This is a genomic window from Ornithinimicrobium sp. INDO-MA30-4 (assembly GCF_021535045.1).
Lineage (GTDB): Bacteria > Actinomycetota > Actinomycetes > Actinomycetales > Dermatophilaceae > Ornithinicoccus.
This window is the reverse complement of record NZ_CP091056.1, coordinates 1,679,198-1,699,204: the sequence shown is the minus strand read 5'-3', so window position 1 is coordinate 1,699,204 and position 20,007 is coordinate 1,679,198. Positions and strand designations below refer to the sequence as shown.

Genomic DNA, 20,007 nt, shown 5'->3' with positions numbered 1-20,007 from the left:
GTGGGGTGTGTCGGATGAGTGAGGGATAATCGCTGGCGATGGCTTCCCAGACGAAATCCTGCCCAGCAAACCCGCCGATCCCGACTCGCTGTACGAGTTGTTCGCCGGGTGGGCCAGCGACGCCGGGACTCAGCTCTACCCGCACCAAGACGAAGCGATCATCGAGTTGTTCGGGGGCAGCAACGTCATCCTCGCGACGCCGACCGGATCAGGTAAGTCGCTGGTCGCGACGGCGGCGCACTTCTTGGCCCTGAACGATGATCGCGTTTCGTTCTACACCGCGCCGATCAAGGCACTGGTCAGCGAAAAGTTCTTTGCGCTCACGGCCATCTTTGGCCCCGAAAACGTCGGCATGGTCACCGGCGATGCCTCGGTTAATGCCGACGCGCCGATCATTTGCTGCACGGCTGAGATCTTGGCCAACATAGCGTTGCGCGAGGGCGACCAAGCTGACGTTGGGTTGGTCGTCATGGACGAGTTCCACTTCTATTCCGAGCCAGACCGCGGCTGGGCCTGGCAGGTCCCGTTGCTGCAGTTGCCGCAGGCTCAGTTTTGCTGATGTCGGCCACGCTGGGCGACGTGAGCGGTTTTGTCGAAGACATCACCGCGCGCAATGGCCGCGACACCGCCGTGGTCGATGACGCCGAGCGCCCAGTGCCGCTGAGTTTTTCCTGGGCGATGACGCCGATCACCGAAACCATCACCGAGTTGCTGGAGACGCATCAAGCGCCGGTCTACATCGTGCACTTCACCCAAAAGATGCCCTCGATCGTGCCCAATCGCTGACCTCACTCAAGATCGCTACCCGCGAAGAAAGGACAAGATCGCCGAAAAGATCGGCGCCTTCCGGTTCAGCGCAGGTTTTGGCAAGACGTTGTCCAAGCTGATCCGCGTCGGCATCGGCGTGCACCACGCCGGGATGCTGCCGCGCTATCGGCGTCTGGTCGAGCAGTTGGCCCAAGATGGCCTGCTCAAAGTCATCTGCGGCACCGACACCTTGGGGTCGGCATCAACGTGCCGATCCGCACGGTGCTCTTCACCGGCCTGACTAAATTCGACGGCACCAAGCAACGAGTCCTGCGCACCCGCGAGTTTCACCAGATCGCTGGCCGGGCCGGGCGCGCTGGCTTTGACACATCTGGGTATGTCGTGGTGCAGGCTCCGGAGCACATCATCGAAAACGCTCGGGCCCTGGCCAAAGCGGGGATGACCCCAAGAAGCAGCGCAAGGTCCAACGTAAAAAGCCACCGGAAGGCCAGGTGTCCTACACCGAGGAGACCTACGACAAACTCGTTGAAGGTGCCCCCGAGCCGCTGCGTTCGCGGATGCGCATCGACCACTCAATGATCCTCAACGTCGTTGCCCGCGCCGGTGACCCTTTCACTCACCTGCGCAGTCTTTTGCGAGACAACCATGACGATCGGCGCTCGCAGGCCAAATTGGCCAGACGCGCTATCAGCCTGACCCGGTCCATGCTCGAATCTGGCGTGTTGCAACGCCTCCCCGAGCCGGAAGCCTCCGGTCGCCAAGTCGTTATCAACCCCGAGGTGCAAGATAACTTCGCCCTCAATCAGGCCCTGGCTCCGTTCGCGCTGGCCACTTTCGACGTGCTCGACCCGGACGACGCGGCATACCACTTGAACGTCGTCTCGATCGTTGAGTCGGTGCTCGACGATCCACGCCAGGTGCTCTTTGCCCAACGCTCCAAAGCTAAGGGCGAAGCCGTCGCCGAGATGAAGGCGGACGGCATTGAATACGAAGAGCGCATGGTGCTGCTCGATGACGTCACCTGGCCGATGCCCCTGCAGGAGTTGCTGGAAGCGACGTTGGCCATCTATCGGCAAACCCACCCGTGGGTTAGCGAAGACGCACTGAGCCCCAAGTCCGTGGTCCGGGACATGTACGAGCGCGCGATGAGTTTCAGCGAATATGTCAGCTTTTATCAAATCTCGCGGGTTGAGGGTGTGCTGTTGCGCTACCTCACTGATGCCTACCGGACGCTGCGACAAACCGTCCCGGACAGCGCCCGCCAAGAGCCCCTTGAAGACCTAATCGCCTGGCTCGGCGAAACCATTCGGCAGACCGACTCCTCCCTGTTGGAGGAGTGGGAGGCCCTCACCGACCCAGACCTCGTCGCAGAAGCAGCGAGGCGAGCCGCCGAAGGCGCCCCGATTGCCACGGCTCGCCCGGTCACCGGCAACGAGCGAGCGTTTAAGGTCATGGTCCGCAAGGCCATGTTCCGGCGGATCGAGTTGGCCGCTGCCGACCAATGGAACTCTCTGGGTGCGCTCGAAGCCAGCGTGGCCGCCTTGCCCGATAACCCCATCGAACCGCCGATGGCTCCGCAAGACTGGGACGACGCCCTGGCCGATTTCTACGACGAACATGACGAGATTTCCCTGACGCAGATGCCCGCGGCCCACAACACCTGCGGATCAAAACCGAGGGCCGCACCTGGGAGATCAGCCAAACCGTTGTTGATCCCGACGGCAATAACGACTGGATCATCGAAGCGACGGCAGACCTCGATGTATCTGACGAAATCGGCGAAGCCTTTGTCCCAGCAACAGCGATGCGCAGGCTGTAGGCGTAAATATCCTCGCCAACTGAGAGTTATCACTTCACTGACCGGTGATTATGCCGATTTCAACCAGTGGCTCATTGTCATCGATTCCACTAGATTCATTCAGCGATTGCACAGAAACTGCGATGCCCTCCCGTGATGAAAGACTCCGATGAAGATTCGTCAGACCGCGGCCCTTAGCCTGACTGCCGCCGCTGCCCTCGTGTTGAGTGCCTGCAGCACCAGCGCCCCTACCGCCGAAATCGGCGACTGCATGGACTACGCCGGCCTGACCGGCGAGGTCTCGGAGTTGCCGACCGTCGATTGCACTGAGGCTCATGACGCTCAGGTCTTCCACAAGTTCGACCTGCCCGATGGAGATTTCCCCACGGAAACCGAATACGTCGCTGCGCTTGAGGCCGAGTGCTTGCCAGCCTTCGAGTCCTTCGTGGGCATCAACTACGAAGAGTCCAGTCTCTTTATCAGCGACCTTTCACCCCAAGAAGAGGGCTGGGACGCTGGCGACCGCGAGACGATCTGCATCGCTTACACCGAAGATGGCGACGTGACTGAGTCCTTCGAGGGCTCAAACCTCTAAGGGGCATTCGATGAAATCAGCGATCACAACCCGTAGCCGTCTGGCCGTCTTCGCGATGGCCTCGGCCCTCGTGCTGAGTGCCTGCGGCTCCTCCGAAGACGAGACCCCCGTCGTTGTCGAAGCCGAACCCAGTGACGACATCACCGAAGAGGCAACCAGCGAAGCCGCTGAGGCTGAAGCGGACGCCGAAGAGGTCTCCGCAGATTTGCCCGAGGCCGACGTCACCGACGACCCTGACTTTTCCTTTGGACCCAAATGGCCGCGCGAAGGCGAATGCCTGATTGACGCCGAGGTCGAGGCAGCAGTCTCCGACGAGCAATTGTCCGAGATGCCGACGGTCGACTGTTCTGAGGAGCACGACTCTCAAGTTTTCCGGGTGTTTGACCTTCCCGATGGCGCGTTCCCCTCCGACGATGAATACTCGGCCGCACTAGAAGACGAGTGCCTGCCCGCATTCGAGGACTTCGTTGGCGTTGCCTATGAAGACTCAGAGTTGTTCATCTACGACGTTGGCCCACTCGAAGTGGGTTGGGAGATGGGCGACCGTGAGGTCATTTGTGTTGCGTACTTTGATGACGGTCAGATGACGAACGAGACCTTCGAAGGCTCCAACCTCTAATCACCGCGACAATCACAGCTCCAAGGGCAGCCCCGAGCGTGTTGGCCACCAGGTCAACCACCTCGGGGCTGCGCCCTGGCAGTAGCGTCCACTGGGCGACCTCCACGGCCAGACTGAGCCCGAATCCCGCCGCGCCGACATGCCACCACCGCAGCCGAGGTAGCGCTAGCGACAAGAACGCGCCAACCGGGATAAAGATCAGGCAGTTGAGCGCCACCGCGACGTCTTCTGGAGTTGCCCACTGTGGTCCGCCGGTGCGCCGCAAAAGACATAGACATCAACATTGATGCGGTTTAGCGCCCATCCGTCGGGCCAGAGCAGCAGGACCGTGCCGACCCCGGCATACGCCACCAGCACTGTGAGCCAAAGCCCCGAAGTGCCAAATCTGCCTGTCCTGCCTTCGCCCACAAGGCCTCCTCTGCTGATTGGCTAACCCCAATTGTCGCCCAAACGTGCCATTATCGGCGATACCTTGGCACAATGGCCGACGTGACTGATGCCACAGCAGACCTTCGCCCGCTCGCTTCGACCTACCGGTTGCAGCTGCACAGCGGTTTCACCTTTGACGATGCAGCCAAGATCGTCCCCTACTTGGCTGAACTGGGGGTGACTCACCTCTACCTCTCGCCGATCCTCACCGCAGTGCCCGGATCCCAGCACGGGTATGATGTGGTCGACCACTCGCAGATCAATCGCGAGTTGGGTGGTCGCGAAGGTTTGCTCCGCCTCTCGGACGCCGCGCACCAATATGGCCTCGGCATCATCGTCGACGTCGTGCCCAATCACATGGCGCTTGTCCCGCCGATGTGGCACAACGCCCCGGTCTGGGAAGTGCTGAGCGAAGGCAAAAACTCAGCCAAAGCGCACTGGTTTGATGTCGACTGGGACTATCTCGATGACGAGTTTGGCCTCCCGGTCTTGGGAGCCCCGCTGGGGAGGTCCTGGCGAATGGCGAAATCACGCTAGACATCGGTGGGCCTGATGATGGCCTCGCCGAAGGCCGACCGGTTGCCCGCTATTACGACCACATTTTCCCCATCGCCGAAGGTAGCGTGGGCGATGACCTTGGCTCGGCAAATGTCGAGAAGGTCCTAGCCAAGCAGCACTATCACCTGGCCTCCTGGAAGGAAGCCGATGAGGTGCTCAACTACCGCCGTTTTTTTGAGGTCGACCAACTCATCGCCGTCCAGGTTGAGTTACCGGACGTGTTCGAAGCCACCCACCGGGTGTTGCTAGACCTGCACCACGCTGGTGCCATCGATGGTTTCCGCATTGATCACCCGGACGGCCTGGCTGACCCGGCTGGCTATCTCGAAATGCTGGCCGACCACCTCAAGCCGGGCGCTCCGGTCTGGGTCGAAAAGATCTTGGACCGCAACGAGACCCTGCCCACCACGTGGAAGTCCGCTGGGACCACGGGTTATGACGCCAACGCTGCCCTCAGCCTGGCGCTTGTTGACCCGCACTCTGCCGAAGAAGTGGCTCGCTGCTGGGCTTGGGTTGGTGGCACCCCTGACTTTGATGACGTCATCGAGATGGCCAAGGTCGAAGCCGTTGAAGAGTTGCTGCAGCCCGAAGTCAAGCGCCTGCACCGGCTCGCCATCCAGGTGCTGCCCAAGCAAGACAAGGACGAGTTGAAGGTGGCGATGGCGGCTATCCTGGCCAGCTTTGAGGTCTACCGCGCCTACGTGCGCCCTGGCCACGAGGAGCCCAGCCCGGATGCGATGTCGCACCTAGATGACGCTGTCCGCCGCGCTAAGCGCGCATCTGAGGGTGTGGACGAGACGATTGACGCCTTGGCTGAAGTGCTGGCCAATCCAGATGCTGGGGTTGCGGACCCGAGCGCCGCATACGAGCTAGCCGTTCGTTTCCAGCAGACCACCGGCCCGGTGCTGGCCAAGGGTGTTGAAGACACTGCGTTCTATCGCTGGCACCGGATGGTCGCGCTGAATGAGGTCGGTGGACACCCATCGCGTGGCGCGCACCCCAGCACTCAACCGCTGGTCGAATGGGCCGAAAACCAAGCTATGCACTGGCCCCAAGGCATGACTGCGCTGAGCACCCACGACACTAAGCGCTCCGAAGACGTGCGCGCCCGACTGCTAGCGATCTCTGGTGATGAAGAGGCCTGGGGTGCCTGCATTCGAGCCGCTGTCGAGATGGCCACCCAGGTCTGGCTCAGCGCTTCGGCCGCTGACCTGGTCACGCAGACTCTCCTCGGGGTCGGCGAGATTAGTGAAGAGCGCCTCGATGCCTACCTCACCAAGGCCATGCGCGAGGCCAAACTCAACACCAACTGGGTCGAGCCCGACACCGAATATGAAGGTGCTGTTATCGGCTTGGCTCACGAGGCTCAGACCTCGGGTGAACTGCATGACGCCATCGAAGAGGCGATCGCTGGCAGTGAGCAGCAGATCCGCTCAATGATTTTGGGTCAAAAGCTGTTGCAGTTGACGCTGCCTGGGGTGGCCGACACCTATCAGGGCACCGAGTTGGTTGACCTGTCGCTGGTGGACCCGGACAACCGACGCCCGGTCAACTACCGCCGTCGCATTGAGGCTTTGGCTCGACTCGATGGGGGCGCTGCGCCAGCCGACTTGTCTGAGGAGAAGTTGCTGGTCACCGCTCGGACTTTGCGCCTGCGCGCCAGCCGATTTGAGGTGTTTGGACCCGATGGTTCCTACCGCGCGCTGAAGGGCAGCGAGCACGTTGTTGGTCACGTCCGTGGCGAGCAGGTGGCCGCACTGGCGATCCGCGACCCGCACTTTGTTGCCGAGCACGGCTTCGAGAATCATCACGTTGACCTGCCCGCCGGTGTCTGGGTGGATGAACTCACTGGCCGCCGCGTCGAGGTGGGCGAGCCTGGCTTGCCGGTCGACGAGGCCTTCGCGGTCGCGCCGGTCGCGCTCCTGGTCAAGGAGGCCTGAAACAATGAGCAACCAGCACCGGTATGCCGTGTGGGCACCCACCGTTGACTCGATGGCCGTGGTGATTGGTGCCGATGGTGGCCAGCGACACGAGATGACCCGGCTAGATTCTGGTTGGTGGGAAGTCGAAGCCGATCAAGGTGATGGCCGCTATGCGTTCAGCATCAACGGCAAGGACCCGCGCCCTGACCCGCGCTCTTTGAGCCAACCCGATGGGGTGCACGCTGCCTCAGAGCTGGTCGACCTGTCGTCGTTTGAGTGGACCGATGATGGCTGGGAGGGCGTTGAGATGCCCGATGCCGTCGTCTACGAGATGCACATCGGCACCTTCACTCCCGAAGGCACCTTCGACGCCGCCATCGTGCACCTCGACTACCTGCGCGACCTCGGTGTCACCGTCCTGGAAATTCTCCCGGTCGCTGCCTTCCCGGGCAAGGCTGGCTGGGGCTACGACGGCGTCAACCTCTACGCGGTATACGCGCAATACGGGGCGCGGAAGCCTTCGCCCGCTTCATCAACGCAGCTCACGAGCGTGGCCTGGCCGTCTGGCTCGACGTGGTCTACAACCACTTGGCCCCAGCGGCAACTACCTGAAGGAGTACGGACCTTACTTCACGCAGGCCTATCACACGCCGTGGGGCGAGGCCGTCAATCTCGATGGCTTCGCTAGCGACGGAGTGCGCGCCTTCATCCTCGACAACGTCGCGATGTGGTTAGGCGACTTCCACCTGGACGGTTTGCGCCTTGACGCCGTGCACGAGTTGCACGACCGGCGGGCCATTCACATCCTTGAGGAAATGGCAGCCCTGGCCGATGAGGTCACCGAGGAAACCGACATACCTCGGAGTTTGATTGCTGAGTCAGACCGCAACGATCCGGCTACGGTCGCTGCCCGCGGCAATGGTGGCGTCGGTGGATTTGGTCTGCACGGGCAGTGGGCTGATGACGTCCACCACACTCTGCACGTGCACCTGACGGGCGAGACTCAGGGCTACTACTCTGACTTCGCGGACCCCGAGGCCCTCGAAAAGGTGCTGAGCCAGACCCCGTTCTTCCACGACGGCACCTATTCGAGTTTTCGGTGCGCACGCACGGCACCAAGATTGACCCGTCAGTCACGCCTGGCTATCGCTTCGTTGCCTCACTGCAAACGCATGACCAAATCGGCAACCGCGCTGTCGGAGACCGACTCGCGCACCTGACGTCTGATGGTATGGCTGCGATTGGTGCTGCATTGCTGTTGACCTCGCCCTATACACCGATGTTGTTTATGGGCGAGGAGTGGGCGGCGTCCACCAAGTGGCAATACTTCACTGATCACGCCGAAGAGTGGCTGGCTGAGGCGATTCGTGAAGGCCGAGAGGCCGAGTTTGCCGCGCACGGGTGGTCTGATGATGTGCCAGACCCGCAAGACGAGAGCACGGTCGAGGCCTCAACGCTCAACTGGCATGAGGTGACCGCTGAGTCGCACGCGCGAATGCACGACTGGTATCAAACGCTGTTGCGCTTGCGCCGCGAAGTGCCTGCCTTGCGGGACACGCCGCTGGGGGAGTCGCGCGTCGAGCACAACCGTGAGTTGCGGACCATCATTGTGCAACGTGGCAACGTGAGCGTCGTGGCCAACCGCGATGAGGCTGAGCAGGTCATTGAGTTGCCCGGCGACACCGAGGGCCAAGACGTCTTGGCGGCCTGGGGATCGGCCACGGTTGACCGATCCAGCACGCCCGCCACCATCACCCTCGGTGGACATGACGTGGCAGTGATCGGCGTAGTCTGAGCAGCAATGAAGCATCACAAGCCAGCACTTTTTGACCCTGCGCTGTTTGACCAAACGGCTGAGTAGCAATGACCCGCACGAGGTGGCTGAAGCCGCACATCGCACGGCCGCGATTGTGGTGGGCCGCGGCCGCGAGTCTGATGACCCTGAGGTCAACGAAAAGCTGATCGGCCTGATCAAAGAGCTAGGGCTGGGCACGCTGGCCGAGATGTGGGCAGATCGCCCGGCACGCTCATTGCCGGGAGCTTTGTGGCGACTCTACGTCCTGCACGAATGGGTGCAGCGCCAGCCTCGCGAGGTAGCCGCCGCATTTGCGGCCGGCTCAACCCATGCCGAAGTGTCTCGGGTGATCGCTGGCGTGGCCGAGCCGCCGAGCCCCGAAGATCTGATGGAGTTAACTCGCCAGATTTTGGCCGGGGTATTCTCGGGCGATGTGGCCACTGCGCTAGACCGCGCATCAGCCTTTTGTCACGTGATGGCCGTCGGACTCATCGACCCCAGTGCCCACCACGAAGACGTCAGCAAAGATCAGATCGCGCAGGCTTCACGGATGCACACGACGGCTCAAGACCTGCACCAAAGCGCTCGATTGTGGCGACAAGGCAGCCTGGTCTAACTGAGGGCGCGCGCCCGATTGCTGCTCATGTGTTGGGGAGCGTGTCGGGCCGGAGCGCCTCTCGGCGTACGGCCGCTCGTAGCGGCTAAAGGTGGAGCCCGGGCTTCGCGACCCGACACGCAACTATTGTAACCAGCCACCTTCGCTGAGCATTCCCTCGATGGGTGACAACCCGCATACCTGGATTTTTGGGTGATGTGTCGGATCTCAGCAGACATTCAGCGCTCGTTCACGCCTCGTTAACCATCGGCCACCAAACGGGCCACTTAGCCTCCTTAGCGTGCGGAGCAGTTGGCAAAGCAGCCAGCCTGCGCCGCTCGATCCCGACAACAGTCGGCTCAGATCGAGCCCAGCCATCTCATCCGAACTTGTGAAAGGTTTACCCGTGAAGCTTCAGCGCTTGGTTCCACCCTTGCGATCGCGATGGCAGCAACTTTGACTTTGGCCGCGTGCGGCAACGATGACCCCACCGCCGCCGGCGGCGACACCCCGCGTCCTCTGAGGCTGGCGACCTTTCTGGTGCTCTGTCAGCTTCGGGCTCCAGCGCGCAAAACTCCGCGATGACCGCCTGGATCGCTGGCTACCAGGGTGTCCAGAGTGGCGTCACCGTGACCTATGACGCCATCGGCTCCGGTGGTGGACGCGAGAACTTCCTGGCCGGCGCCGTGCCACTGGCAGGCTCCGACGCCTACCTCGACGAGGCTGAGCAGACCGCAGCAGTTGAGGTTTGTGGCGATGGCGGGGCCTTCAACATCCCCGTCTACATCTCGCCGGTCGCTGTGCCCTACAACTTGCCCGACGTCGGCACCCTGAACCTCACGCCCTCGGTGTTGGCCCAGATCTTCGACCAGCAGATCGCCAACTGGAACGACCCGGCGATTGCCGCTGACAACCCTGACGCCGAGTTGCCGGACATGGACATCACCGTGGTCAACCGCTCGGATGAGTCGGGCACCACGGAGAACTTCATGGAGTATCTCTCGGCCACAGCCGCTGACGACTGGTCCTATGAAGCAGACAAGGCCTGGCCGGTTGCCGGTGGCGAAGCTGCTGCTCAGACCACTGGCGTCATCGAAGTTGTCGGCTCCACCGAAGGCGCCATTGGGTATGCAGACGCGTCCGCTGTTGGTTCGCTGTCCACCGCCATGATTGGGGTCGGCGACGAGTTCGTGGGCTACTCAGCTGAAGCTGCCGCGAAGGTTGTCGATGCCTCTGAACTCGTTGACACCGGCGTAGAGGGCGACCTTGCGCTTGACTTGGCGCGCGACACCACCGAGTCGGGCGCATACCCGATCGTGCTGGTCAGCTATCACATCGTCTGTTCCAACTATGACGATGCTGCCACGGCTGACATCGTGAAGAACTTCGTCGGCTATGTCATCTCCGAGGAGGGTCAGAACACCGCGGCTGAGGCTGCTGGTTCCGCCCCGATCTCTGAGGATCTGCGCACGCAGGCACAGGAAACGATCGACCTGGTCGGCAGCAACTGAATCTGAACAGGCTCGCGTTAACGCGCGAGCAGTGAGACCAATGAGATGACGGTGGCTCGGCTCCGTTCGGGTCACCGTCATCTTGCCATTGGGGCCCAACAGCCCCGTGCGGGAGGAAATCGATGAGTTCATCAACCGGAGGCGCTGGTTCCGCGACCGAGCAAAGCGCCCCCGATGCCGTGCCGAAGTCACCGCGTCGCCTGGGCGATGTGGTGTTCAGCGGCGCCTCGCTTGGCTCGGGCATCCTGATCCTGATCACCCTCCTTGGGGTGGCTCTCTTCCTCGTGATGGAAGCGCTCCCGGTGCTCACCGCAGCACCCGACGCGATCACTGGCGGCGCGGGCTTCTTTGCCTACGTTTGGCCATTGGTGTTGGGCACTCTGATGGCCTCGGCGATTGCGTTGCTGGTGGCGACCCCGGTCGCTGTCGGTATCGCCCTCTTCGTTTCGCACTACGCGCCACCCAAACTGGGCAATGCGATCGGCTTCGTCATTGACCTGCTCGCAGCAGTGCCCAGCGTTGTCTTTGGTATGTGGGGGCTGCAGGTTTTCGCCCCAGCGCTAGGTGGTTTGTACCAATGGCTCGAGGACTACATGAGTTGGTTGCCGTTCTTCACCGAAGCGTCCAACACCGGCCGCACGCTGATGACCGCTTCCCTCGTCTTGGCCGTGATGATCTTGCCGATCATTACCTCCGTGTCACGCGAAGTGTTCTTGCAGACCCCAGTTGCACGAAGAAGCAGCTTTGGCGCTCGGCGCGACGAAGTGGGAAATGATCCAGACCGCGGTGTTGCCGTTTGGCAAGCCAGGTGTCATCGGCGGCACGATGCTCGGCCTTGGCCGGGCGCTTGGCGAGACGATGGCCGTGACGATCATCCTCTCGCCTGGGCTTTTCACGTTGAACCTCATCGGCTCCGGCAATGCGACGATCCCATCGGAGATCGCGCTGAACTTCCCCGAGGCTTCGGGTCTGCGCCTATCTGAGTTGATCGCAGCCGGCCTCGTCCTCTTTGTCATCACCTTGGCGGTCAACTTGTTTGCCCGATGGATTGTGGATAAGCGATCCGAGTTCTCAGGAGCTAACTGATGAGCACCTCAACGCACAAGCGTTCGCAGCGCTCGACGCCCATTGAAGGCATTGAGCCCTCAGAAGTTCGCACCGCGCCACAGCATCTCGTCTGGGTCGCTGTCGGAGTTGGCTTGGCCGTTGCGTCCATCGCCGGATTCGCCTTGAACTTGGCCCTGGGCTTGGTGTTGGGCTACCTGGCTTACTTGCTCACCGCATACCTAAGTTTTAGGGCGACAGCCGGCAGCCGCGTGGGCCTCGATCAGTTGATGCGCGGTCTGATCTATGGCGCGTTTGCTATCGCGTTGTTGCCGCTGATCTCGCTGCTGTGGACGGTCGTCTCGAATGGCGCGATGCGGGCGTTTAGCTCGGCGTTCCTCAATCAGACGATGAATGGCGTGACCGGTCTCAACGACCAAAACTATTTTGACGGCAATGCGGATTTTATCGGTGGGGCCTATCACGCGATCATCGGCACGCTGGAGATCACGGCGATCGCGACAATCATCTCGGTGCCGATTGGCATGTTCACCGCGATCTACCTTGTGGAGTATGCGCAGGGGACCCGGCTGAGCAAGGCGATTCGGTTCTTTGTCGATGTGATGACCGGCATTCCTTCGATCGTGGCTGGGCTGTTTGCTTTTGCGCTGTTTGGCTCGATCTTTGGGGTGGGCACCAAGAACGGCATCGCGGGGGCCATCGCCCTGGCTGTGCTGATGATGCCGACCGTCGTGCGCAACAGCGAAGAGATGCTGCGAATTGTGCCGAACGAGTTGCGTGAGGCTGCGCTGGCGCTGGTGTGCCGAAGTGGCGGGTGATCTACAAGGTCGTGCTGCCGACGGCTGCCTCCGGGTTGGCCTCGGGGATCACCTTGGCCATCGCGCGCGTTATCGGTGAGACGGCGCCCCTACTTGTCGCCGTGGGCGGGTTCTACGCCCTCAACACCAACCCGATCTCTGGGCCGATTCAGACGCTCGCCGTCTATGCCTACGAGATGTTCACCAAGCCACTCAACCCCGGATTCCGCGACCCGAGCTTGGAGAGAGCTTGGGCTGCCGCGTTGATCCTGGTGCTGATTGTGGTCACCCTCAACCTCACCGCACGCCTCATCGCCAGACTCTTCGCTCCGAAGAAGTCCGGCCGCTAGAACCCCTGGGAGACTGACACTTATGTCGAAGCAGATTGACGTCAACGACCTAAACATCTTTTATGGCAATTTCCACGCCGTTCAGGACGTCAGCATGACCATCGAGGCACGCTCGGTGACGGCTTTTATTGGCCCATCGGGTTGTGGCAAGTCAACCTTTTGCGCACGCTGAACCGGATGCACGAAGTCATCCCCGGCGGCCGGGTGAAGGGCCAAGTGCTCGTCGACGGCAAGGACCTTTATGCCCGTGGCGTGGACCCCGTGGATGTGCGCCGCCAGGTCGGAATGGTCTTTCAGCGGCCCAACCCGTTCCCGACGATGTCGATCAAAGAGAACGTGCTCGCTGGTGTGAAGCTCAACAGCAAGCGCATCTCGGTCGCTGCTGGCGATGAGTTGGCGGAGAAGTCGCTGCGCGGAGCCAACCTGTGGGGTGAAGTCAAGGATCGGCTCGACAAGCCAGGCTCTGGCCTCTCGGGTGGTCAGCAGCAGCGCTTGTGCATCGCGCGTGCGATCGCGGTGCAGCCGCAGGTGATCCTGATGGATGAGCCCTGCTCGGCTCTCGACCCGATCTCGACGCTGGCCGTTGAGGACCTGATCGATGAGTTGAAGCAGGAATATACGGTCGTCATCGTCACGCACAACATGCAGCAAGCCGCCCGGGTGTCTGACCGCACTGGCTTCTTTAACCTCGAAGCCACCGGCAAGCCCGGCCAGCTGGTCGAGATGGGGGACACTCAGCGCATCTTTAACAACCCGGCTGAGAAGGCCACCGAGGACTACATCTCCGGCCGCTTCGGCTAGCCCCGCCCACGCATACCCACCTGGCCCCGCGCCCACGCATACCCACCTGGCCCCGCGCCCCGCATACCCACCAGCCCATACCCACATACCCGCCAGCCCATACCTACCAAAAGCGCGATTCGCATTTTCGCGCGCGATTCGCCGGTTCAATCGCGCGATCAGTGAGCATTTGTGCGATTCGCCACTGGTTCGTTGTGGATAGCCGAAACGGTGCAGTGTGGCTACCCGGCACAGTGGACTGATGGATTCGAACGTTCGAGATTGGCTTGCGAGCCATGGTCACTTGATCACGACAGCAGAGCTAACTCGACTCGGCCTTGATCGAAATGCAGTCCGCAGACTGGTGCGGTCCCAGCAACTCGAGCGGCTGCGGGCTGGCGTCCTTGTCGGGGCTGCCCACTGGCATGAGCTTAAGCCGTCTCAGCGACACCGGGTGCGGGCTGAGGCAGCATTGATATCTAAGCCGGCTGGAACGATTGCGCTCAGCCATCAGTCATCCCTAGCTATGCGCGATGTGCCGCTCTTCGGGGTCAGCGATCGCACACATACGTTGCTTCTTCATGGTGCCCGCAATCACTCGACCGCCCGCCACGCCTTTCATGTGCCGGTGGACAGAGACCAGCTCGGGGTATGCGGGGAGCAGTGGCGAGTCAGAGATGCGTTGGCAGCGCTACAAGTTGCAGATGCCTATGGTGTCGAGGCAGGCCTAGTGAGCGCTGATTCTCTCGCAGCCTCGGGCATACAGCGCGCCACTTTCGTCGAGGCGCTCAAGGCCGGGCGCTTTGAACGAGGCCTGGCTCGGCCACGCCAAGTTGTCGAACTCGTCGATGGGCGGATGGAATCTCCAGGGAGTCGCGGTGCCGGTGGTTGCTCCAGGGGCTGGGATTTTCCGAGTTCGAGCCGCAAGTCACGTTCCGCCTCGACAACGGTCGACTAGCCAGAGTTGACTTCTATCTGCGTTCGCAGCGGACCGTTATCGAGTTCGATGGCCTGGTGAAGTACGCAGACAACGGCGGCAATGGCCTCGTTGCTGAAAAACTCCGCGAGGACGGCCTGCGCGCGCTGGGACTCGAGATGGTGAGGCTCACTTGGGCCGATCTATCGAGGCCAGCAGAAGTGCGAGCTGCGATCCATGCGGCCGCACAGCGGGCCGCCGGTCGAGTTCAGTCTCGCCGGATCGCATGAATGCGTGCGATTCGCATGTTTGGAGACGCGATTTGAGCGCTAAAGTGCGAATCGCGCTTTTGCCAAGGGGGGCCCGCGGGATAGCGCTGCTGGGGGCTGAGGGCTGGGGCGGTTAGCGGGTGGCCTGCGGGATAGCGCTGCTGGGGTTGTTAGGGCTGGAGCTAGCGGGGATGCGATGTCGGCGGACGGCAACAATCTGCGCAGTGGGGCCCTTGCCGACGACAGTGCAGGCCAGGATTTCGCCCTTATCCATATTCGTCGCGGTTAGCCGCTTGAGCGTTCGAGTGACCAGTGGGTCTTCTGAGCGAGGCTTCAGCTGGTCAAGCACTGCTTCCAAGACGGGCCCGTGCGTGCAAAAGGCAATCGTACGACCGCGCTCAAAGGTCATCCGGACGTGTTTGGCGACCTTGTCCGGAGCGGCGTCATAGCCTTCCTCGGATAGCCCACGCTTGGTGCGCAACGGGATAAAGGCTCGCTGTGCGAACGGAGCCACCGTGTCGTGGCAGCGCGTTGAGGTTGAGCTAAGCACTTGTTCCGGGCCATATGCGGTCAAGATCGGGATGAGCTTTTCGAGCGGCGCTTGCCCACGGCGTTAAGCGGACGCAACATGTCAGGCCCGCCCTTCCAGTCTTTGCGATTGACGGCGAGCGCGTGCCGAACCACCACAAAGGTCCACACGTCCAGCATGTCCTCAGCATCAGCCGCAACCAGCGCATCCAACTGCTCTCGATCGCGTTGATAGGTCAGTCGAGCACGGGCCTTCTCTGGCTTCAGCCACTTGACCTCATCAACCTCGTGGAGAAGTTGGCCGGAGCCACCGACAACGGTGGCCGCCCAATACTCGACACGCTTGCTGAGCGACCGGCTACCTTTGACCATTTGATAGTTCGACAACGGCAATGGCAGACCTAAGCGGACCCGATAGCCGGTCTCTTCAAAGGCTTCTCGCTCAGCGGCAGCCGCCGAATCTTCACCGCGATCCAGCTTGCCCTTGGGCCAAGACCAGTCGTCATATTGCGGGCGATGCACGACGGCTACCCGCAAGCCAGACTTTTGCGCTTCCAGATCAACACCCCGGCGGCCCGCACCGCGGCAGCAGGCTCAACGACTGAGCCAGCCTTGGCGGCCTTGGCTGGCTCGGTGGCCTGCGCTAAGGCGGCGGCTCGGCTCATCACTGAACTCACCGGCGGCGTCCGGGCTTGCGGCGTGCTCCATAACGTTCAATTAACTCAGTTTGCAGATCGACGAGTGGCTCACCATCCTCGCCCAGATGGACTCGGTTCCACTGGCCTTCCGCATTCAACTGCCAACTGCTGACCTCATCGCTAAAACCCCGATCCATCAACTTCGTCAGCGTCTTAACCTGCACCGGGTCACTAATCGGCACTAGGGCCTCAACGCGGCGATCGAGGTTGCGGTGCATCATGTCGGCCGACCCGATGTAGATCACGGGCTCGCCACCATTGCCAAACGAGAAGATCCGCGAGTGCTCCAAAAAGCGGCCCAAGGTCGAGCGCACTTGGATGTTCTCGCTCAGCCCCGGCACGCCAGGCTTCAGAGCACAGATGCCGCGCACCCAGATGTTGACCTTTGCCCCAGCACAGGACGCGTGATAGAGCGCGTCGATGGTTCTTTCGTCGACAATTGAGTTGACCTTGATGCCGATCTTGCCCTCAGACCCCAACGCAGCTTCGGCTTCGATCCGGTGAATCAACTCGCTGCGCACGGAACGCGGGGCCACCAGCAGTCGCTTAAACTTCGCCTTGGGAGCCATCCCGGACAGCATGTTGAACAACCGGCTGAGGTCTTCGCCAATGCTGTCATCCGAGGTCAACAGGCCAAGGTCTTCGTAGAGGCGAGCCGTCTTGGGGTTGTAGTTACCCGTGCCGACGTGGCAATAGCGCCGCAGCCCGCCAGACTCTTGTCGCACCACCAGGGCCAACTTGAGTGCGTCTTGAGCCCGACCATGCCGTACACAACGTGCACCCCAGCACGCTCCAACTTCCGCGCCCACGAGATGTTGTTTTCCTCGTCGAAGCGGGCCTTGATCTCCACAACGGCCAGCACCTGCTTACCGACGGCAGCCGCCTCGATCAAGGCATCAATGATCGGGCTATCACCGCTGGTGCGATAGAGCGTCTGCTTGATGGCAAGCACCTGCGGGTCGGCGGCAGCCTGTTCAATAAAGGCCTGCACCGAAGTTGAGAAACTGTCATAGGGGTGGTGCAGCAAAATGTCTCGATTGCGCATCGCGCCGAGAACATCCGGCGGAGCGGCGCGCTCAACTGGCGCCAACTCAGGGTGCGTCTTGGGCACAAAGTTGGGGAAGCGCAACTCGGTGCGGTCCAGGTCAGCCAGGGTATTGAGGCTGGTCAAGTCCAGTGGAGCTGGCAGCCGGTAAACCTCGCTGGGGTTAACCCGCAACTCGCGTGCCAGCAGGTCCAGCACATGCTCGCCGATGTCTTCGACGACTTCGAGTCGCACGGGCGGGCCAAACCGGCGACGGGTCAACTCGCGCTCAAGCGCCGTCAGCAGGTTTTCGGCGTCATCCTCTTCGACCTCAAGGTCTTCGTTGCGAGTGACGCGGAAGGTGAAAGTCTCTTGGACCTCCATGCCCGGGAACAGCTGATCGAGGTGCGCAGCGATCAGCTTTTCCAGCATGACAAAGCGGCTGGTGAACATACTGTCGCTGGACTTGAGCCGGATAAACCGGGGCAGCAACGGTGGCACCTTCACCCGGGCAAAGTGCTCCCGCCCGGTGCGGTGGTTGATCAGGATGACCGCCAGGTTGAGCGATAGCCCGGAGATGTAGGGGAAGGGTGCGCCGGGTCCACTGCCAGCGGCGTCAGCACCGGATAGACGGTGCTGCGGAACAGCTCTGCCAACTCTTCGCGCTCTTCGTCCGTGGTGTCATCCCACGGCACGATGGTGACGCCTTCTTCAACCAGTTGCGGGGCGATGACCTCGGCAAACATGGCTGCGTGCAAATCCATCAACCGGTGTGCGCCGACGCTGATCTCTTCCAACACCTCGCGCGGTTCGAGGCCGGCGGCTGAGCGCCCAGCGATGCCGGTGGCGATCCGCCGCTTGAGACCAGCAACCCGCACCATGAAGAACTCATCGAGGTTGCCGCCGAAGATCGCCAAGAAGCGGGCGCGCTCCAGCAGCGGCAAGTTGGGGTCAGCCGCCAATTGGAGCACACGCTCATTGAATTGCAGCCACGAGACTTCGCGGTCCAAGAAGCGCCCATCAGGCAAAACATCCGGGTCTGACTCGGACTCGGGCTCTTCAGCCTTGACGAATCTGCCGTTCGCCCCGCGTTGAGTTTGCGCCCGGCCCTGGGGAGCAGGCACAACGCTGGAGGCCATCATGGCCTCAGGGTCAGTGATCTTCTCTTCGGTCGGAGTTGAGGTACTGCCGCTGTCTGCCGAGGCGGTGGTCATGCCTATATCTTGCCATTTCCACGCGCCGTGGCAAGACGCTCGTCAGAATGATGGTGGGCAATCATTCACTGGCGGACGGCGCATACATCACGTCTAGCGCACTGCGCTCAAACCCAAGCTTGGTGTATGTCGCCACAGCAGCTTCGTTGTCGCCGTCCACATAGAGGTTGGCTGCGGGCAGGCGGCAGGCCTGCAAATGGTGCAGCCCAGCCAAGGTGGCCGCTTTGCCGAGCCCCAGTCCTTGATAGTCAGGGTCGACGCCCACGACGTAGACCTCGCCATCGGCAGGCTGACTCGAGCCTGGCTCGGCTGCTTCTACCTTGGTCCAGTGAAACGCAGCCAGCCGTGCGGCCGATTGGTTGCCGTCTTCGATCAACAGGAAGCCGTGTGGGTCAAACCAGGGCTCAGCGATCCGATCCTTGAGGTCGCTCAGGGTGACTCGGCCCTGCTCAGGGTGATCGACAAACGCCGCGGCGTTGACCGCTAGCCAGTGCTGCTCATCGCGGCCGACCTCAAAGGAGCGCACAGAAAATCCGTCAGGCAATGACACCTCCGCCAAGGGCGGCGCATCGGCCCCAGCGGCCTGGACATTTGCAGCAATTCGCGCACTACCTGCAGGTCAAAGTGTTCGGCGAAAGCCTTTGCAGCATCGGTCTGACCGTGCGACCACACTCGGACCTTCGGGGACAACTCACGCAAAGCCTTCAGCAACGCACCGCCGTGCCCCTGACGTCGGTGATCTGGATGCACCACGATTTCAGCGCTCGCGGCCTCACCCTCGCCACGCTCAAGGTGGGCATAGGCCAGGACCGAGGCATTGATTTCACCTGGCTGGTCAACGACGACCAAGTGCCGGTTTTGCGCATCACTGGCAACCTCAGCAGGCATCCGGCCGATATCTAAGACTGTTTGCTCGGACAGTGGCTTGACCCCATCAAAGGTGGCGGCACGAACGGCCACGGACAAGACATCGGCGCCGACCTTGGGCTCTAGAGCGGATTCGGTGAGGATTTCCATGCGTACTCCTTTGGGCTGCGCTGGGCGGGACTACTCGACAGAGCGAGAGCCAGCAAAGCGATAGCCAACGTTGCGGATGGTGCCGATTAGCGATTCGCGTTCAGAGCCGAGTTTCGCCCGAAGGCGACGAATATGCACATCGACGGTGCGAGTGCCGCCGTAGTAGTCCATGCCCCAAACCTCTTGTAGCAACTGCTCACGAGTGACCACTCGACCTGGGTGCTGGACCAAGTACTTCAACAACTCGAACTCCTTAAAAGTTAGGTCAAGGGGTTGGCCACCGGCGCGAACGGTCCAGCTGGACTCATCGACGACGACATCGGCCACCTTGATGGGGCCAGTTGGGTCAGCGTTTCGAGTTGACGTGCCGGATCGCCTACTGGCCAAGCGCAGGCGGGCTTCAACCTCGGCGGGGCCAGTTGAGGTGAGCAAGAGGTCGTCAACGAACCACTGGTCATCCACCACCATCAGCCCGGCCTCTTGAAAAACACCCAACACGGCGTCCCACGTGCCCATGGTGTTGATCGTGCGCAGCGCAGATCGGGCCGCAGTCAGGTTGGTGGTGGCATCGATCAGGATGAAGTCTGGCTCGGGGCCGTGCAGCAAGGTGGCGGGATCCAAATTCTCCACGCGGACCCGGTGTGGCAGTAAGTCCAGGGCAGGCAGAACTCGCAGCACCGCACCTTCAGTGCTGCCTGGTGTGAGGAGAGCCATTTCGGCCATGTGCTCCAGGATAGTGCTCCAAGCACCTCGCTAGAA

Annotated in this window: 18 protein-coding genes and 6 pseudogenes; 15 read left to right on the top strand and 9 right to left on the bottom strand. The window is 61.6% G+C overall.

Annotation, left to right across the window (positions count from 1 at the left end):
* Positions 1–28: 28 nt before the first annotated feature.
* From L0A91_RS09900 to L0A91_RS09890, 3 genes and pseudogenes are all read left to right on the top strand, one after another.
* Positions 29–2,587 (top strand): annotated as a pseudogene (locus tag L0A91_RS09900) (DEAD/DEAH box helicase).
* A 148-nt stretch (positions 2,588–2,735) separates the two neighbouring features.
* Positions 2,736–3,161 carry a septum formation family protein gene (locus tag L0A91_RS09895; protein ID WP_235244252.1) on the top strand — a complete coding sequence of 142 codons (426 nt, stop codon included), beginning with the start codon at positions 2,736–2,738 and terminating at the stop codon, positions 3,159–3,161.
* Positions 3,162–3,171: 10 nt separating this feature from the next.
* Positions 3,172–3,780, top strand: coding sequence for a septum formation family protein (locus L0A91_RS09890; protein WP_235244249.1), 609 nt, complete (start codon positions 3,172–3,174; stop codon positions 3,778–3,780).
* Here the strand turns inward: L0A91_RS09890 and L0A91_RS19895 are convergent.
* Both L0A91_RS19895 and L0A91_RS09885 read right to left on the bottom strand, forming a co-directional pair.
* Positions 3,713–3,997, bottom strand: a complete 285-nt coding sequence (locus L0A91_RS19895; protein WP_397333700.1) for a VanZ family protein — start codon at positions 3,995–3,997, stop codon at positions 3,713–3,715. The two genes, L0A91_RS09890 and L0A91_RS19895, sit on opposite strands and share 68 nt — an antisense overlap.
* Positions 3,979–4,188, bottom strand: a complete 210-nt coding sequence (locus tag L0A91_RS09885) for a hypothetical protein (RefSeq protein WP_235244247.1) — start codon at positions 4,186–4,188, stop codon at positions 3,979–3,981. The genes L0A91_RS19895 and L0A91_RS09885 overlap by 19 nt, the downstream gene beginning before the upstream one ends.
* Positions 4,189–4,260: 72 nt before the next feature.
* Here L0A91_RS09885 and L0A91_RS09880 point away from each other — a divergent pair, with 72 nt between their 5' ends.
* The 12 genes and pseudogenes from L0A91_RS09880 to L0A91_RS09830 all read left to right on the top strand — a co-directional run bounded on the left by L0A91_RS09880 (position 4,261) and on the right by L0A91_RS09830 (position 14,788).
* The gene (locus L0A91_RS09880) at positions 4,261–4,746 is read left to right on the top strand and encodes an alpha-amylase family glycosyl hydrolase (protein ID WP_235244244.1); all 486 of its coding nucleotides are present in this window, start codon (positions 4,261–4,263) and stop codon (positions 4,744–4,746) included.
* A complete protein-coding gene (gene treY / locus L0A91_RS09875) occupies positions 4,722–6,707 on the top strand; it encodes a malto-oligosyltrehalose synthase (protein WP_311198159.1) in 1,986 nt (661 codons plus the stop codon). The genes L0A91_RS09880 and treY overlap by 25 nt, the downstream gene beginning before the upstream one ends.
* 4 nt (positions 6,708–6,711) lie before the next feature.
* Positions 6,712–7,377: an alpha-amylase family glycosyl hydrolase gene (locus L0A91_RS09870; RefSeq protein WP_235244242.1), complete on the top strand. Its 666-nt coding sequence runs from the start codon at positions 6,712–6,714 to the stop codon at positions 7,375–7,377.
* A 7-nt stretch (positions 7,378–7,384) separates the two neighbouring features.
* Positions 7,385–7,909, top strand: a complete 525-nt coding sequence (locus tag L0A91_RS09865) for a hypothetical protein (protein WP_235244240.1) — start codon at positions 7,385–7,387, stop codon at positions 7,907–7,909.
* Positions 7,910–7,920: 11 nt separating this feature from the next.
* Positions 7,921–8,484, top strand: coding sequence for a DUF3459 domain-containing protein (locus tag L0A91_RS09860; protein ID WP_235244238.1), 564 nt, complete (start codon positions 7,921–7,923; stop codon positions 8,482–8,484).
* A gap of 46 nt (positions 8,485–8,530) precedes the next feature.
* Positions 8,531–9,100, top strand: coding sequence for a hypothetical protein (locus tag L0A91_RS09855; RefSeq protein WP_235244235.1), 570 nt, complete (start codon positions 8,531–8,533; stop codon positions 9,098–9,100).
* 560 nt (positions 9,101–9,660) lie between these two features.
* Positions 9,661–10,590, top strand: coding sequence for a phosphate ABC transporter substrate-binding protein PstS (gene pstS, locus L0A91_RS09850; RefSeq protein ID WP_311197765.1), 930 nt, complete (start codon positions 9,661–9,663; stop codon positions 10,588–10,590).
* 122 nt (positions 10,591–10,712) lie between these two features.
* Positions 10,713–11,676 (top strand): annotated as a pseudogene (gene pstC / locus L0A91_RS09845) (phosphate ABC transporter permease subunit PstC).
* Positions 11,676–12,802 (top strand): annotated as a pseudogene (gene pstA, locus L0A91_RS09840) (phosphate ABC transporter permease PstA). The pseudogenes pstC and pstA overlap by 1 nt, the downstream one beginning before the upstream one ends.
* A gap of 22 nt (positions 12,803–12,824) precedes the next feature.
* Positions 12,825–13,603, top strand: a pseudogene (gene pstB / locus L0A91_RS09835) (phosphate ABC transporter ATP-binding protein PstB).
* A 241-nt stretch (positions 13,604–13,844) separates the two neighbouring features.
* Positions 13,845–13,922: pseudogene (locus tag L0A91_RS19890) on the top strand (hypothetical protein); the annotation flags it as partial.
* A gap of 548 nt (positions 13,923–14,470) precedes the next feature.
* On the top strand, positions 14,471–14,788 hold the full coding sequence (locus L0A91_RS09830; RefSeq protein WP_235244234.1) for a hypothetical protein: 318 nt from the start codon (positions 14,471–14,473) through the stop codon (positions 14,786–14,788).
* Positions 14,789–14,900: 112 nt separating this feature from the next.
* Here L0A91_RS09830 and L0A91_RS09825 read toward each other — a convergent pair whose 3' ends face one another.
* The 7 genes and pseudogenes from L0A91_RS09825 to L0A91_RS09795 form a co-directional block, all read right to left on the bottom strand.
* Positions 14,901–15,341 (bottom strand): hypothetical protein, encoded by a 441-nt coding sequence (locus L0A91_RS09825; RefSeq protein ID WP_235244232.1) that lies wholly within the window; start codon positions 15,339–15,341, stop codon positions 14,901–14,903.
* On the bottom strand, positions 15,338–15,832 hold the full coding sequence (locus tag L0A91_RS09820) for an NUDIX hydrolase (protein WP_235244230.1): 495 nt from the start codon (positions 15,830–15,832) through the stop codon (positions 15,338–15,340). Before L0A91_RS09820 ends, L0A91_RS09825 begins: the two co-directional genes overlap by 4 nt.
* Positions 15,823–15,960, bottom strand: a complete 138-nt coding sequence (locus L0A91_RS09815) for a hypothetical protein (protein ID WP_235244228.1) — start codon at positions 15,958–15,960, stop codon at positions 15,823–15,825. Before L0A91_RS09815 ends, L0A91_RS09820 begins: the two co-directional genes overlap by 10 nt.
* Positions 15,961–15,968: 8 nt before the next feature.
* Positions 15,969–18,231 (bottom strand): annotated as a pseudogene (locus L0A91_RS09810) (RNA degradosome polyphosphate kinase).
* Positions 18,232–18,292: 61 nt separating this feature from the next.
* Positions 18,293–18,757, bottom strand: coding sequence for a mycothiol synthase (gene mshD, locus L0A91_RS09805; protein ID WP_235244227.1), 465 nt, complete (start codon positions 18,755–18,757; stop codon positions 18,293–18,295).
* The gene (locus L0A91_RS09800; RefSeq protein WP_235244225.1) at positions 18,715–19,248 is read right to left on the bottom strand and encodes a GNAT family N-acetyltransferase; all 534 of its coding nucleotides are present in this window, start codon (positions 19,246–19,248) and stop codon (positions 18,715–18,717) included. Before L0A91_RS09800 ends, mshD begins: the two co-directional genes overlap by 43 nt.
* A gap of 30 nt (positions 19,249–19,278) precedes the next feature.
* Positions 19,279–19,971 (bottom strand): response regulator transcription factor, encoded by a 693-nt coding sequence (locus tag L0A91_RS09795; RefSeq protein ID WP_235244224.1) that lies wholly within the window; start codon positions 19,969–19,971, stop codon positions 19,279–19,281.
* Between the last annotated feature and the right edge of the window lie 36 nt (positions 19,972–20,007).